The following is a 15,943-nucleotide window of genomic DNA, read 5'->3' as shown; positions in this document are numbered from 1 at the left end:
GACGAACTTTGCGTTACTGTTCCCTGGAGGGTGCATTGGTCTTATGCTTCTGCCTATCGAGGGGCCATACGTCCCAACAAAGTGCGCGCAACATATCCCAAGCCATAAGGGCCTCTTGGTATGTGTTTCTTGACTGAAGTTGATATATACTAGCTGCCGTTTTCCTGTTTAAAGTGAGTTCTGCTGCCTCTCTACAGTTCTCAAAATTAATTGGAAAATCTTTGCTATATTCAAACTCTGACAAAAGATCATAGATTAAGTCCCGAGAGCCTAGTTCAACTGCCAGTTGATCTGCATTCATAAGGGTGTCGGCTTTGGGAACTTTAATTTTAGCGATCTCTTCATCGGCCTCTTTTTTCGGCAATGTATGCGCTTCATGCACTTCTTCGTAATTATTGATGTACGTTCGCTCGAACCAAGTCATGAACTCTAAGTAGATCACAGGTCGCAATGAAGGAGTTTCCTCATTTTTAATCTTTACTAAGGTATTTTTAAAACGGGATATTAACTCCTCATTAGTTGTGGCATTACCGCATACAGAGAATAAAATAACTGTTATTATTAACGTAATTTTTTTCATTTTACGTCATCCTCATTCGAAGCTCTAGAACTAATGCCTTTTTCGAAGATTTTTTCGAGAATGTCCCTCCAAACATCATCACGATCAGAGAAGCCATAGATGAGCCCTTCTATATGGACTTTCAGCGAAGTGATCTCGTCCATTCCTTTTAGAGCTAGCAGAACTTTTCCCTCGGAATCATAAAGCATAAGGTCATAGTTGCTTTGTGCAACACCAACTTCCTCAACACATTCTTTCGTAAGTTCCTTTTCTCTACAAGATTCTAATCGCGGATCTAAGGCGTTGTGGAACTTAATGAACTCCATACCAAATTTTCCGTTTTTATTCCCATCGTGAAACTTGTTCCACCCATCGCAATAAATTCCGGAGTAAAAGTACTCTCCAGATTTATCTGTAGGAATAACGTCGGTCACGGGGCTCACGTTCTCTTTATTGAATTTGCAATCGCTGCCTAGTTTAATTAGGTACCAAGGACTAACTTTGATTCCATGTTTGCCCAACGAAAGCATTTTGTCATGTAACGATGGCAGCTTAGTTACATGAAGAAATAGTGATATATCTTTAAATCTATCCTGGTATGTTCGTCGAGCTTCCAATTTGTAAAGTTGAGAAGCTTCTTCGGTAGAGATCGAATTGTTGCACCCTATTTTATCAAGGAACGATGTAACGGACTTAGTATTTGACCTATTATCTTTAGAAATATTCGATAGTACGGTGCCTATATAGAGTTGATGGCAAGTCATCTTCAAAGATTTTGAAAATAATATCGCTTCGGTTGCGTTGTCCGCATCAATAAAATCATTAATTCTATCAAAGTTTTTTTGATTAAAAGTTCTGTTTGATTTTTCTTTTCGGAATTCGACACCGCGCTTTTCGACGTCGTTGCGGTCTCTTTGGAGAAATTGTTCGGCCAGCTGTATGCTATCTGTATTTAATGTCAATACAGCTGTCGCACTTTGGTAAATGCTTAAACCATGTTTCAGGAATATATTTGTTTTGTCTACATCATCAATTTTAAAAAGAAGATCTGCGGGAGAGTCTCCGCTGGAATCCAGAAAAGAAAAGTTCTGAACATCCAAAGAAGTAAGTTGAGTATCGATCTCTTGGAGATTCGAACTGTATAATAAAGCGAATATTTTTTCTTGTACTTCTTTTTTTGGTAGAGCTAGTTGCTGTTCGACACCAGCATCGATATTTTGAGGGGCGACTGGCTTAGAAACCGAACATCCAACCATTGCCAGTGTTCCAAGTAGTACGAGTAAATGTGATTTCATTTTTTCTTATCCTTATTGCCTGGAACACCATAATTGTCCGAGTCTTCTTCGATGTCGCCTGTCACCTTATCAATTTTAACTTGCTCTAGTAGGCCTTGAGTTTCTCCAGTCGCATAGGTATTTTGAACTTCACAAAGAGGATCTATAGCTCCGCAATCGGAGTCAGCATCTTTTTCAACATAGTAAATATGATAGAAATATGGCGACGTGCTTACCATGGGAGCAAGTAAAGCGATCCAGTATTCTTTCTTTTTAATTTCTTTCCCAAACGGTAATGCAGCAAGAACTAAGTTGCGAGGATCGATTCTGTATACGCCGCCTTTTGCGACGACATCAATCGAAAAATTTTGGAAAGAGCCCAATGACTTTAGGAACACAACAACTCTGTCTGAGTTAAATTTTCGGTAGTATTGTAGACGTAACTCATTTTGCATCCACATATTAAGAAACGAAGTTGGCATTTGGCTTTTTAAGTTCTTGCATACAGATGAGTTTGATAGACTCTGTAATGAGTTTAAAAGGCTCTGTTCATTTATTGAAATGTCCCAGGGGTTTGAATAGACATTGGGATAATAATAAAGAGAGTTAATGGTTTGAAACAGATTTAAACAAGAGCCACTGTTGAAGTGGTTCTTGCTTAGATATGATTCCCATTTTTCCAGGGTGTTGTCGTTCTTTAGCTCAGAGATAATGTATAGAAGTAGGGGGGTTTGATAAGATACTAAAACAGAGTTAATTGAGGGATTGCGCTCCAATTCCAGCTGAGATGCTTCGCTATATGCAAACGGAGATATTTGTCGGTCGCGAAGTAAATATACCAAAACCTCACTGTTTTTGGTTCTGATAGTTAAATCTAGTGCTGCATTCTTATATAGTTCTTGATCGCTCATTTTGTCGAGTTGAGCGATAAGGTCATCGTTGGATTTAGAATTAAACTGTAACTCTAAAGATTCGTTTTGAACCTCGTGCTGAGTTGTTTTGCTCTGTGCTTTAACTGGCTCTTTGCGAAATGAGCAGCCCGTCATTGCCAGAGGCAATGTGATGAGAGTCGGTAAAATAAGGTTAAACAGAAGCTTTTTGGGCATCGGGCCGCTAGTTGCAAGTTTTGCCCCGGGTTTAAAGCGATTTTAAATCGTGATTGGGTGTCTATAAGTTAGATAGGAGACTCAAATGGGCACCGGAAAAAACAAAGGGCCGGTGATCTCTCACCGGCCCTCGAAGTCGCCCACATAGTTGACTTGCTAAATACTAATTAATCACGGAAACGACGGGGAGCGGAAGAGCCGCCACTTGGGCGAGATCTTTTGATCCCTGGATGGTCCGCGCGCTCAGTGCGTTCAGCGCGAGCACCACGGTTTTCGTCGCTGTTGAAAGAACGTTTGCGGAAAGAACGTTCGCCACCGCCATTGTCACCCGCAGGTGCGCGGTTGCCACGGCCTTCTTCGCGGTCATAACGCTCAGTGCGTGCACTTGTGCTGCGTTCTGCGCGTTCGCCACCACCAGCATCATTGTTGCCGCGGAAGCTAGCGCTTGCGCCACCAGAACGGCGAGGAGCACTTGCACCTCTGCTTGGAGCGTCGTTTTGGTAACCACCATCGTTGTAACGAGGACGGTCGCCGTCATCACGACGGTTGCTGCGGAAACCACCACGATCACCACGGTAGCCGCCACCTGTGCGAGGACGATCGCGGTAACCACCACGATCTCCACCACCATCACGGCCCGCAGTGAAGCGGTTGTTGTTCGGATCACGAGGCAACAATTCACGAGGGATGCGATCACCCATGTAATCAAGGATCACATCTTTTTTAACAAATACGTCTGGGAAGTAAGCCACGATAAAGCGAGCTAACAAGTCCTCAGTCGAAAGATCTTTAAAGTTGATATCATCAGCTTGAACAAGATCTTGGATCAAATCAGCAGCCAATAGCAAGGATGGATTTGTCGCATCCATAGAGCCAACTTTATCCAACACGTTTTTGATTTTAAGACCCGCAACTTCGTCAGCCGAAGGGACAACGCCTTTAGTGAACGTCGCTTTCGTCGTGTTCATCACACGGCGAAGAAGAGTCAATTGATCAGAGTTCACCAAAGTGATGGCAACACCTTTAGAGCCGTTACGACCTGTACGACCGATACGGTGAACATAAGATTCAGCATCCCATGGCAAAGAGTGATTGATCACGTGAGTAAGGTCTTTGATATCCAAACCACGAGCGGCAACGTCTGTCGCCACGATCACTTTAACAGCGCGAGCTTTGAATTTCTTCAAAGTAGCTTCACGCTCCTGTTGTGATTTATCACCGTGCAACGAGTCTGCTGGGAAACCACGTTGAGTTAAAATATCTGCAAGCTCAGCAACTTCCATTTTAGTTTGGCAGAAGATGATACCGTAGAATTCTGGAGCCGTTTGCAACAAGCGAGAGATCACCTCTGTTTTGTGCATGTTCTTAACTGTGTAGTAAATTTGCTCAATAGTATCAGCGGTAGAACCCACTTTGTTCACAGCCACTGTCTCTGGATTTTCCAAATATTTTTCAGTGATACGGCGAACTTCAGTCGACATCGTCGCAGAGAACAACCAAGTTCTGCAAGCTGCGCGCTCGTTAGAGGCCGCGTCGTCGGGGTGAGTTGCTGATAAGATAAAATCCAAAGCGTCTTTGAAACCCATAGAAAGCATTTCGTCTGCTTCGTCTAGGATCACAGTTTGAACTTTAGAAAGCTTGATCATTTTTTGCTCAAGGAAATCAACCAAACGGCCCGGAGTCGCAACCACGATGTGGGCGCCACGTTTGATACCGTCGATTTGTGTGCGGTAAGAAGCACCACCGTAAATTGTTACGACGCGGATGCCTTTTTTCTTACCAAGCAAAGCCAATTGCTCAGCAACTTGCAACGCCAACTCACGAGTTGGAGAAAGAACAAGTGCTTGAGTGTCTTTGATTGTAGCATCAAGGTTTTCAATAAGAGGAATACCGAACGCAGCAGTTTTACCAGTACCTGTAGAAGCGAGACCGATAAAATCGTTCGCACCGCCTAATAGCAAAGGAATAGCTTGTTTTTGGATGGGCGTCGGAGTTGAGAAGCCCATGTCTTTCATCGCTTCCATCAACGGAGCGCTAAGACCAAAGCTTTCAAATGTATCGACAGTAGTTAAAGGAGGAGTCACGAGTAGCCTTTCAGTTAGTGGAGCACTTAACCAAAGGGCCAAAGTCGTTTGGGGTATTGGTATATGCTCTAGGAATGGTGCAAGATACACGATCTTAGGGTTAAAAGCTCAGGATATATTCCAGCGTTGTAAGAATAATGAACTATTTGCAGAAACTGAGAGTATTTCAGACACTTACATCGCTCTCGGCGATTATACGCCTTCTCGTGCAATTCGATGAACTAAGGAGCCCTCGTGATAACTGATTCCAATCTGGCACTCCACCTTAAGACCTGCTTCCGGCTTGACCTTCCGGGGCTGTGCTGGGGATGCGGTTAGAGGAAACTCAAAAAGTCAGATATACTTTTAAGGCTGCCTAAAATCCTGGCAGAGGAGCTGGCTTAAAGCTGCTTCGGTGTAAATAATTAAAAATTTTGGCGCATCTCGATGAAATTCGGGCTATATAAGGGACCATGATTCACTTATCAAACATCACAAAGCAGCAGGGGAACAAAGTTCTCTATCGTAACGGTAACTTCCAAATCAACGACGGTGAAAAAATCGGTCTTGTGGGTTTGAATGGAACAGGTAAAACAACCATCTTCCGTATCATCACGGGTGAAGAAGGTTATGAAGGCACTGTTTCTAAATCTGATAAAACAGTTATCGGTTACTTCTCGCAAAATATCGAAGACATGCGTGGCCGCTCAGCGATCGAGGAAGTTAAATCCGCAATCGGCAATATCGGCAATATGCAAGTAAAGATGCAAGAATACGAAGCCAAGCTTTCCGACCCAGATTTGGATCCGGATGAGATGATGAAAATTCTTGAGGTCTACGGTGAAATGCAAGGTGAGTTTGAACGCCTCGGTGGTTACGATCTTGAATCCCGTGCGGCAGAGATCTTAACAGGTCTTGGTATCGGTCCTGATGATTATCACCGTCCCACAGAGAGTTTCTCGGGTGGTTGGAAGATGCGCATCGCCTTGGCGAAAATCCTGGTGATGAATCCGCAAGTTTTGCTGATGGACGAGCCGACGAATCACTTGGACGTAGAATCTATTATCTGGCTTGAAGAGTGGTTGGTGAACTTCAAAGGCGCGGTTCTTATGACGTCGCATGACCGTGACTTCATGAATCGCATCGTTTCTAAAATCGTTGAAATCGCAAATAAGACCATCACTGTTTACGGTGGTAACTACGACTTCTATGAAAAAGAGCGCGACATCCGCATGGAACAATTGATCGCGGCAGCCAAACGTCAGGAAGAAATGCTTGCCAAAGAAGAAGAGTTTATTGCTCGCTTTGCGGCTCGTGCTTCCCACGCTGCACAAGTTCAGTCGCGTGTTAAGAAGCTAGAAAAAATTGATCGCATTGAAATTCCGGTTGAAGAAAATGAAATCAAATTCGTATGGCCGACGCCTCCACGTGGCGGGGATGAGGTTGTCAAGTTTGAGGGACTTTCAAAAGTTTGGAAGCGTGATGACGGTAAAGAGAAAAACGTCTTCTCCGGCGCTAACGCCCTGGTGAAGCGCATGGACCGTGTCGCCGTGGTCGGAGTGAATGGAGCTGGTAAATCCACGCTCTTGAAAATTATCGCGGGTGAAGTTGCGCCTACTGACGGAACATGCGCGCTCGGTGCATCCATCAATCTGGGATACTTCTCTCAGAACTCCTTGGATGTCCTTGATCCTAAGATGACAATCGTTGATGAAGTTCACTCTCGTATGCCAAACGCGGGCATGGGAACTGTTCGCTCTCTTTTGGGGGCGTTTAAGTTCTCGGGCGAGGAAGCAGAGAAAAAGATTTCTATCCTTTCAGGGGGCGAGAAATCCCGCGTGGTTTTGGCGACCATCTTAGCACAACCGGTGAACTTGCTGGTTCTGGATGAGCCGACGAATCACTTGGATATCGTGTCCCGTGAAATCTTGTTGGATGCTATCAAAAATTTCCCAGGAACAGTGATGATCGTATCGCATGACCGTCACTTCTTGCGTGAAATCACGACTCGCGTCTTTGAGGTGGATAAAAATCAGCTTCGTATCTACGAGGGCGATTACGACTACTATCTTCATAAAAAGAAACAGGAAGCGGGCGCTCGCTAATGAAGCTTGCTTTTGACCTGCGCGATTTCAAAATTCCTGTGGACCGTTTGGCTCCGCAGGAAGTGTTTCGCACTCGTCAAAAGGATGTCCTTTCCTATCGCTTTTATTCTACCCAATCGGAAAATCTAGTTATCTTGTATCACGGTGTTGGTGGCGACAGTCGTTACCTGTGTGCCTTAGCCAGTGCCATTGCTAAGGCGGGTATTGCTCAAGTCGTCACTCCGGATTTTCGGGGTCACGGAGCAAGTCTTGCAGCGTCGGATCTGATCGCTGCCAATCAGTTAGAAATTGATTTGGAAGAACTCATCATTCACATAAAGATGAAAACCTCAGTTAAAAAAATGATCTTATCAGGCCATTCTTTGGGCGGCGGGTTTGCTTTAAGAATCGCGGCTTCGGACATTGCAAAACAATTTTCTAAGTTCGTGGCCATTGCACCTTACTTGCCCAAATCCTTTAATGCCCTGACGGACGATTTGGGGGGCTGGATCTTTATGGATCGCGATGGTGAAGGTATCAGCGTTAACTATCCCGAAATTTTTAAGAGTGGCGAAGAAAAGACGCATTACAGTTCCGAATTCATCAAAGCTGCTGTCGTTCCTGAAGATTTACTTTTTCGTTTACGTGAAGAAAATGTTCCCGTTGCTGTAGTGACGGGGGACAGGGATGAGGTGGTGTTGGGTCACCGCCATCAGGAAATATTTGAAGGGATCGCCTCTCCCGTTGTTTTAGAGGCAGGTTTAAACCATCTTACTATTGTCTCAAAACCGGCAGTGTTGCTTTCCCTGTATGAGACGTAAAAGCGATTTAACTTACTTATTTTTTCACTTAAGCTGACAAAAGTCCTACCGATAAGTTCTACAGAAAATTGAAGATTACAGAAATCGAATAACCAATCTTGAACGTAGGCGGGGGTTATGAATTCTGAGCTTGGAGTGTTCGCACTCCGTCAGATTGTGTCGTCCATGGTAGTACTGGGTCCTCTGGTGGTGATAACAGGAGCATTCAGTTACGTCTTTAATCAAAATCGTAGGGCTGTCGTCATATATATCGTCGTCGGCGTTGTGCTCACGGCGATCGGAGCAGTCAATCTCTACGGTGAATTCAATGGTCGAAAAGAACAAGAAGTCACAAAAGAAAAAGAATAAAAAAATAGACTCTGGAAAAGCCGAAAACTAATTCTCCCATTCCAGGGGAATTTGTGATTTGCTTTGCGGTATGGAAAATCGCAAAAAGAAGATCGTTAGTTGGGCTTTGTACGACTGGGCAAACAGCACTTACTCCACGACCGTGATGGCGGGATTTTTCCCCGTCTTTTTCAAACTGTATTGGAGTCAAGGTGTTGACGCGACGGTGACCACGGCACGTTTGGGAACAGCGATTTCCATTTCAAGTCTTGTGATCGCAATGTTAAGTCCCACGCTGGGAGTGATTTCCGATCTTAAGGGATTCAAAAAATTATTCTGCCTTTCTTTTATGATAATCGGCGTGATCGCCTGCGGATGGATGACATTTATCCCCGCTGGTGATTGGTGGAGTGCCATTCTGGCTTACGGAATTGCGATGATGGCATTTAATGCAAGTTGCGTATTCTATGAATCACTTTTGCCATTCGTAGCTGAACCTAAAGAGATGGATTACGTGTCTTCGCTGGGATATGCTCTAGGATATTTGGGCGGCGGAGTATTATTCCTGGTTAATGTGTTAATGCATTTATTCCCTCACTGGTTCGGATTAAAAGATGGAACGCAAGCGGTACAAATTTCATTTATGACCGTGGCGGTTTGGTGGTTTGTCTTTTCTATTCCTCTTGCGCGAAACGTACCTGAACCTCCTGTCGAAGCTTCCAAAGACAATATTTGGAAGCTATCCAATCGCAGTATTTTGACGTTGATGGCGACCTTTAAGGAATTGATTTTCAAGGAACGTAATCTGCTGATCTTTATGATGGCTTACTGGCTTTATATCGACGGAGTCTATACGGTGATGACGATGGCGGTGGATTACGGCATGTCGATCGGACTGGGTTCTAAGGATCTGATTGCAGCACTTCTAATCACGCAGTTTATCGGATTTCCATGCGCCTACTATTTCGGAACTGTGACCAAACGTTTTGGCGCAAAGGCGCCGATCTTGATGTGTATTTTGATTTACTCAATCACCGTGGTTGCAGCGATGTGGATGAGCCAGGCTTGGCATTTCTATATGTTAGCGGTGGTAATAGGAATGGTTCAGGGCGGAGTTCAGTCTTTAAGCCGTTCGCTGTTTGCTAAAATGGCGCCGAAACACCAAAGTGGCGAGTACTTTGGTTTATTTAACTTAGTGGGGCGTTTTGCTTCGATTCTTGGGCCCCTGATCGTCGCCTTCACAGTGACTCTGACTGGTAATTCGCGCTTAGGGATGGTGGGTCTCTTGGTGTTGTTCGTTGTCGGTGGTGGGCTCTTATTGAAGGTGAAAGAGCCACAGATTCAAAATTAGCAATTCGCTATGTATCAGATCAGCTATTTGTCGGAATCAGTTTTGGCTTCTTCGGAAGCTGAAGGCTGATCCGAGTGGGCTGATGTGTCTTTTTGTTCCTCGATGATCTTTTTGGCTCTTTTGCCGGTGATCCCCATCCATTCGGGTAAGAAAATGCCGACTGCGATGAAAATCATAGTCACGATAACAAAGAAAATACTCATGGATAGAACGATGTCCATCTTTGGGCCTCCCGAGGGTGTATCTTTTCTAATGCATTCAAGGGCAAAAGGGAATGTGAAATTTAATAATGGACTTGGCCCCAGTGACAGGGCATAAACCTTCGATATGACTTACAATCCACGCGATAGATACTTTAAAAAAGCGAAAGAAGAGGGCTTTGCCGCTCGTTCTGTTTTCAAGCTTGAAGAGATCGACAAGAAATATAAAATCTTTAAAGGCAGCGGTCAGACCGTTTTAGATTTAGGTGCTTCACCGGGCTCTTGGTCTCAATATGCTTCGAAAGTCGTCGGTGCAAAGGGGCGCGTGTTAGGTGTAGATCTAAGCCCGGTGACGGTCAAACTTCCAAATGCGGTTTTTATTCAGGCCGATCTTCGTGATTTGAATCTGGAAGAAATTTTCACAGAGCATGGTTTTCATCCTCCGTTTGATATCGTGATGTCAGACATGGCCCCTAAGACAACAGGCATTCGTATGACTGACCAAGCTCGTTCTATGGAATTGTGCGAGCTGGCTTTGGATGTGGCCCGTAAGTTTTTGCGTAAAGACGGTCACTTTGTTTGTAAGCTGTTTCACAGCGATGACTTTGCTAAGCTTCGCGACGAAATCAAGAAATCGTTCGCGAAATGCGAAGTGATGAAACCTGATTCAACACGCAAAATTTCTAAAGAGATCTTTCTAATCGGCCTTAATAAAAAATGATTCAAATCGTTTTCGAGAACACCCATTTTGTGATTTGCGATAAGCCTGCGGGAGTACTCTCTACTCCGAGCCGCATGGGTGCTGAGGATGAACGCAATTGCTTAGGTATTGCCTTGCAAAAGCAATTGGGAATTCAGATATATCCGGTGCATCGTCTGGATTTCGAAGTTTCAGGTTTAGTTATTTATGCTAAGTCCGCCGACGCACACAGAAAGTCTAATTCTTGGTTTGAACATAAAACCGTTAGTAAAACTTATCGCGCCCTAACGACTCCTCAAGATTTTTCCCATATCCCTGAAAATGTTAAAAACTCTCGGCAGAAATTTCCCTTTAGCGAAGGTCAAAAGTTTGAGTGGAAGTCCCGAATTCTGCGTGGCAAACGCCGCGCTTTCGAAAGTCCCGAGGGGAAGGACTCTTTGACGACAGCTCAGTATTTGGGTGCAAACATGGACGGTTATCTACAATGGGACTTGCAACCCGTGACGGGACGCTCGCATCAGTTGCGCTTTGATCTCAGTCGTCATGGCTTTCCCATTGTGGGTGATACATTGTATGGCTCTAAAATTCAATGGCAGGCGAAAGACGCCATTGCCCTGCGAGCGTACTTGATTGACTTCACCAAAGCCCCGGGTGCCACGGCGCTAGGGCTGCCTCAGAAAATTCAAATTGATTCGTTATAGTATTTCCTAAATTTCCCGTTTAATTTGTGCGAGATATTCTTTGATAAAGGTAACCCGATGCTGGGCTTCTTTTTTAGCCGTCTCGGTGTTCATCAGATCAACCAGTTTAAAAAGCTTCATATAGAAATGATCGATCCCAAAATTCTTGTCGTCTAGATCTCTTTGCTCAGCCCATGGATCTTCCTCGGCATAGAAAGGGCGACTCATCAAGGTCGTGGTGGCGAAACAACGGGCGATGCCTATGGCTCCCAGGGAATCCAAGCGATCCGCGTCCTGCACAATCTTGGCCTCTAAAGTAGTCGGCTTGATGTTCGCACTATAGCTGTGGGCCTCGATGGCGTGACGAATATCTTCAAAGAATTCCTCTGGATAGTGGATCGATTTCAAGTATTCGATGGTGGCTTCACCGGAAAGTGCTGAGGCATAAGGTCTGCGGGGATCGCCTTTAGGGACATTGATAAAATCATGAAAAAAGGCGGCCGGCATAACGACTTCCCAGCGGCCTTTTTCAGAATCACACAGAGTTTTAGCAGTGTTGACCACGCGCTGGATGTGAAGAAAGTCATGTGCTGGGTCCGAGTTGGGATATAAAACGCGGGCTTTGTTTTTAAAGAGATGGAACCACTTTTTTTCGTCGAATTCTGGTTGTGGTGATTGCTTCATAGTGTCCATCTCTTAATTTTGAATTACTGGCTGACTCGTTTCACGGATGGCAATGTTAGTTTGTCAAAATACGCCGTCATGAACTGGTCGGAGTAATTGTCAACATGGTCAAATGTCACGTAACCGTAACCTTGGTTGCCCCATTTTGGGCCCCAAGAGTTTTTAAACATAAATAGCTTACGTTCAGAGTCATAACCCATCAATAAAATTGCGTGACCGCCACATGGGATTTTAGCGGATGCGCATTCCGCAGCGATTTCAGGCGTCATGGTGAACGTGCCTTTTTGATCGTTGATATGGGGAATCGCGACGTTCAAAGTTACGACCACGGGACGATTGGCTTTGATCTCAGTCATCACATGTTCTGACCAAGGACGTTTTACAAACATTTGTGTTAACTGTTTAAAACCTAAACTTCTGATTTGCACCTTAGGAACGTTTTGTTGGCGCAGATCATAGAAGGCCGTTTGTTGAGCATTGAGTGGTTTTGTAAAATCAGGGCTTTCTTTTTGATAAGGAAGGTACGCTTCTTCGTACACATAGAGATCGTTCTTGATACTTTGAAGAATATCGTAAGTATTGCCGAATTCCACCTCAGGACGCCAAGCATTGGCGATCTTATGACGGAAGATTTCAAACTCTTCTGAAATATCGTAGTCCTCACCCGTCAGATTTTTAAACGTACTTTCCACCAGGGCACTGATTGCAAAATAAGCGCATGTGTCACGCTTTTGTTGATCCTTCACCGGTGTTTGGATGTGGGAAAGAATTTTAGTTTCAGCTTTCACATCATTTAGCAAGAAAGAGCACAGAAGGGCTGCTGAGAAAAACAGAGTTCGCATCACAAATGTCATTATTGATTCCTTCGAATTTAATTTCGTCCAATAGTTTTGCAAACTTGTGGCCATGCTCGGGGCGTGTGAGCTCTAAATCAGGGCCCCTTCACGAAGGAAATAACAGATGTTAGGAAATAATTTTCTGGCGTGTCCAAAGATTGATCAGTCAGGTTCAGGAATATTCACCAAGCTTTGGGAGTCATCCCAGGGTTCCCAAATTTCTACTTTGTTTCCCTCAGGATCAAAGAACCAAGCATATTTACCACGTGGAGTTTCGTCGATGTGATCAACTATTTTAACTCCAGACTCGGCCAGATTATTCATAAGGGGTGCGAGTTTTTGAACTTGAAAGCTTAACATCCGGGGCTTGTCTTCACTTTGCATTTCGAAAAGTTCTTCCACAAAAAGACCCTCTTCATTGCGATGAAGGTGAAGTTTTTCTTCATACCAGCGATTTAGTTTTTCTGATCTTTGGATATTTGGTTCCATGCCTTTATACTCTGCCCTGAATTCAGAGGCGACAAGACCAGAGGTAATGTTTTGCTGGATGGCAGGCTAACGAAAGAAGCGGTTACGACCTAAAGATAGTGAAGTGATCAAAGACTTGAGGCTCGTTTATTTCAGCTAGCCAAGGATGGGATTGAAAAATACGGTGGCGGATGTAACGTCCCCGAGCCACCACTTGAATTGTGCGAGTTTTAGCGATGTTTTTTAAGTCTTCTAAAGTTTTATCGACAGCAGGCGCGCTACCGAAATCAAAAATAAAATAGTAATCGGCAGAGACAGGTACAAACTGGGGATCCGTCAGATCTTGAGTTATAATAGCACAAAGAGGGTAATCAAAATTGCCCAGGATTCGATTGCCCTCGTTCACGCGCTCGGCCACCAGTTCGTACCCAGTGAATCTTACTTCGGGATAATGTCTGCCCACCACAAAAGCCATGCGACCATAACCACATCCAAGATCCACAATGTGTTGGTGCGCTTTTGGTTTCAAAATTTCTAGTATAGATCGAATTTCAGTATAAGGTGTCTGCAAAGCCTGAACTGGAAGACCGCGCCAAAAATTAACCGGAATATTTGCATCGGCTTGAACGTTGTAGTCTTGTGATTTCAACAAGTCTTGTTCTATCTGTGCCGTTTCAAATCCCAACCACGCATCGACAATGACCGAGTGTTCCTGTGCTTCCTGATAGGAATGCTTGTCTTGGTCGATCAGTGGATAGGGCCCATTCGGGTTGAATTCAATTGCGCTCAATAATCCTGTTATAGGCTCGAGATATCATTCTGTAAAGCGGTAATCCTAACTGGAGATTTTAGTTTTCCTGCCAAGGATTGATCGCGCACACCTTCTGTTTCTAATTTCATTTTAATAAGTTCAGGATCACGCAAATTTGGATTTTGCAACATAAGGGCGGCCGCAAGTCCCGTTACCCAAGCCGTCGCCTGTGACGTTCCTGTCATCATTCCAAATTGGCCGCCGGGCAGGGAAGAGTATACGTTCTTGCCCGGGGCCGCGATATCAACGCTTTTAGATCCATAATTACTGCTGTCGATCAGGTGACGATCCGAATCCATCGCGGCGACAGAAATAATATTTCTTAGGTTATATCCGGCTGGATAATATCCCAGTTTGTCAGTATTACGACCGTCATTGCCGGCGGCAGCGACAAAGAGAATTCCTTTCTCTTGGGCTTCACGGATAGCTTGCTCTTCCAGAGCACTGCGTGTGTCGCCACCGCCAGAATAATTAATTATGTCCGCTTTCATTTTAATCGCATACCGTATTGCACGAACGGTATTGATCAAATTCACGCGACCACTTTGTTCCGGATCGTAATATTTAAGAATCATAAACTTCACTCTGGGGGAAAGTGCTCTTTGGCGAATAATACCAGCGATGTGAGTCCCATGTCCGTGGTTATCACTCACGTCGCTGTTCTCAGAAACAAAATTCCATCCGTGGAGGTCCCCGGCATATCCATTGCCATCGTTATCTTGTCCATTTGTTTTTTCCCTTGGGTTGGTCCAAAGGTTGTTCTTAATAAGAGGGTGGTTAATGTCCACTCCTGTGTCGATGATCGCAATCACGATATCCTGATCGTGATCGTTCGTGCGAGGCCATGCAATTGACGGCCACAAAAATGGAGTTGCTGAGATGATTCCAAAGAAAGTTTTTTGAAATAGATTAAGTGATCTCATTTGTGCCCCCGTGATGAGGGACATTGCACACGGCGGGCCAGGTATAAATAAATCTAATGGGGTCTCATTCGGAGATTTGTCACTTGTGTCTAGAAGTGGATATACAGGGTCTTGCGGTGGTTCAGGTGTCTAAAACACGACAGACATAGGTAACTTTTAAACAGGGGTAGATAAGTTCGTCCTTTCTGACCCCTATAAATGCTTATGATGGAACAGTTTCGTCGCGGGGATTTGAAGGCCCCCTCGAATCTGTCTTAGTCCCATCTGCCTGGGACTGCGCATTCCGCGACACGCCATCCGTGGCTCAGGCCGTGGCCCGCCTGCGGCGGGTGCGCGCCATCGTGGCGCCCACGGAGGTCGCTGCATGCACAGTCCAAGTCAGCTGTGCCTAAGCCAGCTTCGAGGGGGCCTTCAAATTTGCTTCGTCATGCCGTCATTAGAATTTGAGGGGCTGGTTTGACTTATGGGCTTTGTTAGAAAGTTTTATGGCTTAGATGGGGGGAGGGTGTGGTAGAAGTTTTCTTATGGAAGTATCTGCTGTTCGGATTTCTTATAGTGATAAGGCTAAGTTTTATAAAGAGTTGGTTTCTGAAGCCATGGGTATTGCCGAGGCTGAGTGGTTTGTGAATCTGGCGAATTTTTCGGCTCTTTTGAATCAGCATTTGCCTGAGATTAATTGGGTGGGGTTTTATCTTCATCATAACGGGGAGCTTTTGCTTTCTTCGTTTCAGGGGTTGCCGGCTTGTACTCGGATTAAGATGGGGAAGGGTGTTTGTGGGACTGCTGCGCGGTCTTTGCAGGCTCAGCTTGTTCCTGATGTGGATCAGTTTCCAGGGCATATCGCTTGTGATGCTCGGTCTCGCAGTGAGGTTGTGATTCCTCTCGTCATTGGCGGCCGCCTTTTGGGGGTGCTTGATGTGGATGCTCCCGTTTTGAATCGCTTTGATGAGGAGGACTTGGTGGGTTTGCAAGATATCTGCAAGGTTCTTATCGAGAAGACGGTGTGGCCTAACTCATTTGCGTAAAAAAAAAGGCCGGGGTGACCGGCCTTTTTAT

General features: G+C 44.9%; 17 protein-coding genes. 7 read left to right on the top strand and 10 right to left on the bottom strand.

The annotated features are described in order from the left end of the window. Nucleotides 1-13 precede the first annotated feature (13 nt). The 4 genes from B9G69_RS01655 to B9G69_RS01640 form a co-directional block, all read right to left on the bottom strand. The gene (locus B9G69_RS01655; protein ID WP_088614221.1) at nt 14-580 is read right to left on the bottom strand and encodes a hypothetical protein; all 567 of its coding nucleotides are present in this window, start codon (nt 578-580) and stop codon (nt 14-16) included. Continuing rightward, the gene (locus B9G69_RS01650) at nt 577-1,854 is read right to left on the bottom strand and encodes a hypothetical protein (protein WP_088614222.1); all 1,278 of its coding nucleotides are present in this window, start codon (nt 1,852-1,854) and stop codon (nt 577-579) included. Before B9G69_RS01650 ends, B9G69_RS01655 begins: the two co-directional genes overlap by 4 nt. Beyond that, nucleotides 1,851-2,939, bottom strand: a complete 1,089-nt coding sequence (locus B9G69_RS01645) for a hypothetical protein (protein ID WP_088614223.1) — start codon at nt 2,937-2,939, stop codon at nt 1,851-1,853. The genes B9G69_RS01650 and B9G69_RS01645 overlap by 4 nt, the downstream gene beginning before the upstream one ends. A 167-nt stretch (nt 2,940-3,106) precedes the next feature. Continuing rightward, complete coding sequence (locus B9G69_RS01640) at nt 3,107-5,023, bottom strand: DEAD/DEAH box helicase (protein ID WP_265437922.1); 1,917 nt, start codon at nt 5,021-5,023, stop codon at nt 3,107-3,109. 452 nt (nt 5,024-5,475) lie between these two features. Here B9G69_RS01640 and B9G69_RS01635 point away from each other — a divergent pair, with 452 nt between their 5' ends. From B9G69_RS01635 to B9G69_RS01620, 4 genes are all read left to right on the top strand, one after another. Beyond that, nucleotides 5,476-7,107: an ABC-F family ATP-binding cassette domain-containing protein gene (locus B9G69_RS01635; protein ID WP_088614224.1), complete on the top strand. Its 1,632-nt coding sequence runs from the start codon at nt 5,476-5,478 to the stop codon at nt 7,105-7,107. Further along, complete coding sequence (locus B9G69_RS01630) at nt 7,107-7,907, top strand: alpha/beta hydrolase (RefSeq protein ID WP_088614225.1); 801 nt, start codon at nt 7,107-7,109, stop codon at nt 7,905-7,907. Before B9G69_RS01635 ends, B9G69_RS01630 begins: the two co-directional genes overlap by 1 nt. A 117-nt stretch (nt 7,908-8,024) precedes the next feature. Further along, a complete protein-coding gene (locus B9G69_RS01625) occupies nt 8,025-8,255 on the top strand; it encodes a hypothetical protein (protein ID WP_088614226.1) in 231 nt (76 codons plus the stop codon). Between the two features lie 70 nt (nt 8,256-8,325). Next, nucleotides 8,326-9,585, top strand: coding sequence for an MFS transporter (locus B9G69_RS01620; protein ID WP_254916727.1), 1,260 nt, complete (start codon nt 8,326-8,328; stop codon nt 9,583-9,585). Between the two features lie 23 nt (nt 9,586-9,608). Here B9G69_RS01620 and B9G69_RS01615 read toward each other — a convergent pair whose 3' ends face one another. Beyond that, a complete protein-coding gene (locus tag B9G69_RS01615) occupies nt 9,609-9,806 on the bottom strand; it encodes a hypothetical protein (protein WP_088614227.1) in 198 nt (65 codons plus the stop codon). A gap of 106 nt (nt 9,807-9,912) precedes the next feature. Here B9G69_RS01615 and B9G69_RS01610 point away from each other — a divergent pair, with 106 nt between their 5' ends. After that, nucleotides 9,913-10,506: an RlmE family RNA methyltransferase gene (locus B9G69_RS01610; RefSeq protein WP_088614228.1), complete on the top strand. Its 594-nt coding sequence runs from the start codon at nt 9,913-9,915 to the stop codon at nt 10,504-10,506. After that, nucleotides 10,503-11,186, top strand: a complete 684-nt coding sequence (locus tag B9G69_RS01605; RefSeq protein ID WP_088614229.1) for an RluA family pseudouridine synthase — start codon at nt 10,503-10,505, stop codon at nt 11,184-11,186. Before B9G69_RS01610 ends, B9G69_RS01605 begins: the two co-directional genes overlap by 4 nt. Nucleotides 11,187-11,192: 6 nt before the next feature. On the opposite strand, the gene B9G69_RS01600 is transcribed toward B9G69_RS01605, so the two are convergent. The 5 genes from B9G69_RS01600 to B9G69_RS01580 all read right to left on the bottom strand — a co-directional run bounded on the left by B9G69_RS01600 (nt 11,193) and on the right by B9G69_RS01580 (nt 14,887). Then, nucleotides 11,193-11,849, bottom strand: coding sequence for an HD domain-containing protein (locus B9G69_RS01600; protein ID WP_088614230.1), 657 nt, complete (start codon nt 11,847-11,849; stop codon nt 11,193-11,195). 23 nt (nt 11,850-11,872) lie between these two features. Beyond that, entirely contained in the window at nt 11,873-12,703 is an 831-nt protein-coding gene (locus B9G69_RS01595; protein ID WP_088617043.1) for a C1 family peptidase, read from the bottom strand. Nucleotides 12,704-12,847: 144 nt separating this feature from the next. Beyond that, nucleotides 12,848-13,174, bottom strand: a complete 327-nt coding sequence (locus B9G69_RS01590) for a VOC family protein (RefSeq protein WP_088614231.1) — start codon at nt 13,172-13,174, stop codon at nt 12,848-12,850. Between the two features lie 82 nt (nt 13,175-13,256). Beyond that, nucleotides 13,257-13,943, bottom strand: a complete 687-nt coding sequence (locus B9G69_RS01585; protein ID WP_088614232.1) for a class I SAM-dependent methyltransferase — start codon at nt 13,941-13,943, stop codon at nt 13,257-13,259. Nucleotides 13,944-13,951: 8 nt separating this feature from the next. Next, nucleotides 13,952-14,887, bottom strand: a complete 936-nt coding sequence (locus tag B9G69_RS01580) for a S8 family peptidase (protein ID WP_088614233.1) — start codon at nt 14,885-14,887, stop codon at nt 13,952-13,954. Nucleotides 14,888-15,411: 524 nt separating this feature from the next. Between B9G69_RS01580 and B9G69_RS01575 the strand changes: the two genes are divergently transcribed. Beyond that, on the top strand, nt 15,412-15,912 hold the full coding sequence (locus tag B9G69_RS01575) for a GAF domain-containing protein (RefSeq protein ID WP_088614234.1): 501 nt from the start codon (nt 15,412-15,414) through the stop codon (nt 15,910-15,912). Nucleotides 15,913-15,943 lie beyond the last annotated feature (31 nt).

Source organism: Bdellovibrio sp. SKB1291214, from assembly GCF_002209355.2.
GTDB lineage: Bacteria > Bdellovibrionota > Bdellovibrionia > Bdellovibrionales > Bdellovibrionaceae > Bdellovibrio.
Note: the sequence above shows the minus strand (reverse complement) of the source record. Positions and strands in the feature narration are given on the sequence as shown.

Coding starts and splice junctions, on each gene's coding strand:
- B9G69_RS01655 (WP_088614221.1), bottom strand. CDS start 580: ATGAAAAAAATTACGTTAATAATAACAGTTATTTTATTCTCTGTATGC.
- B9G69_RS01650 (WP_088614222.1), bottom strand. CDS start 1,854: ATGAAATCACATTTACTCGTACTACTTGGAACACTGGCAATGGTTGGA.
- B9G69_RS01645 (WP_088614223.1), bottom strand. CDS start 2,939: ATGCCCAAAAAGCTTCTGTTTAACCTTATTTTACCGACTCTCATCACA.
- B9G69_RS01635 (WP_088614224.1), top strand. CDS start 5,476: ATGATTCACTTATCAAACATCACAAAGCAGCAGGGGAACAAAGTTCTC.
- B9G69_RS01630 (WP_088614225.1), top strand. CDS start 7,107: ATGAAGCTTGCTTTTGACCTGCGCGATTTCAAAATTCCTGTGGACCGT.
- B9G69_RS01625 (WP_088614226.1), top strand. CDS start 8,025: ATGAATTCTGAGCTTGGAGTGTTCGCACTCCGTCAGATTGTGTCGTCC.
- B9G69_RS01620 (WP_254916727.1), top strand. CDS start 8,326: ATGGAAAATCGCAAAAAGAAGATCGTTAGTTGGGCTTTGTACGACTGG.
- B9G69_RS01615 (WP_088614227.1), bottom strand. CDS start 9,806: ATGGACATCGTTCTATCCATGAGTATTTTCTTTGTTATCGTGACTATG.
- B9G69_RS01610 (WP_088614228.1), top strand. CDS start 9,913: ATGACTTACAATCCACGCGATAGATACTTTAAAAAAGCGAAAGAAGAG.
- B9G69_RS01605 (WP_088614229.1), top strand. CDS start 10,503: ATGATTCAAATCGTTTTCGAGAACACCCATTTTGTGATTTGCGATAAG.
- B9G69_RS01600 (WP_088614230.1), bottom strand. CDS start 11,849: ATGAAGCAATCACCACAACCAGAATTCGACGAAAAAAAGTGGTTCCAT.
- B9G69_RS01595 (WP_088617043.1), bottom strand. CDS start 12,703: ATGACATTTGTGATGCGAACTCTGTTTTTCTCAGCAGCCCTTCTGTGC.
- B9G69_RS01590 (WP_088614231.1), bottom strand. CDS start 13,174: ATGGAACCAAATATCCAAAGATCAGAAAAACTAAATCGCTGGTATGAA.
- B9G69_RS01580 (WP_088614233.1), bottom strand. CDS start 14,887: ATGAGATCACTTAATCTATTTCAAAAAACTTTCTTTGGAATCATCTCA.
- B9G69_RS01575 (WP_088614234.1), top strand. CDS start 15,412: ATGGAAGTATCTGCTGTTCGGATTTCTTATAGTGATAAGGCTAAGTTT.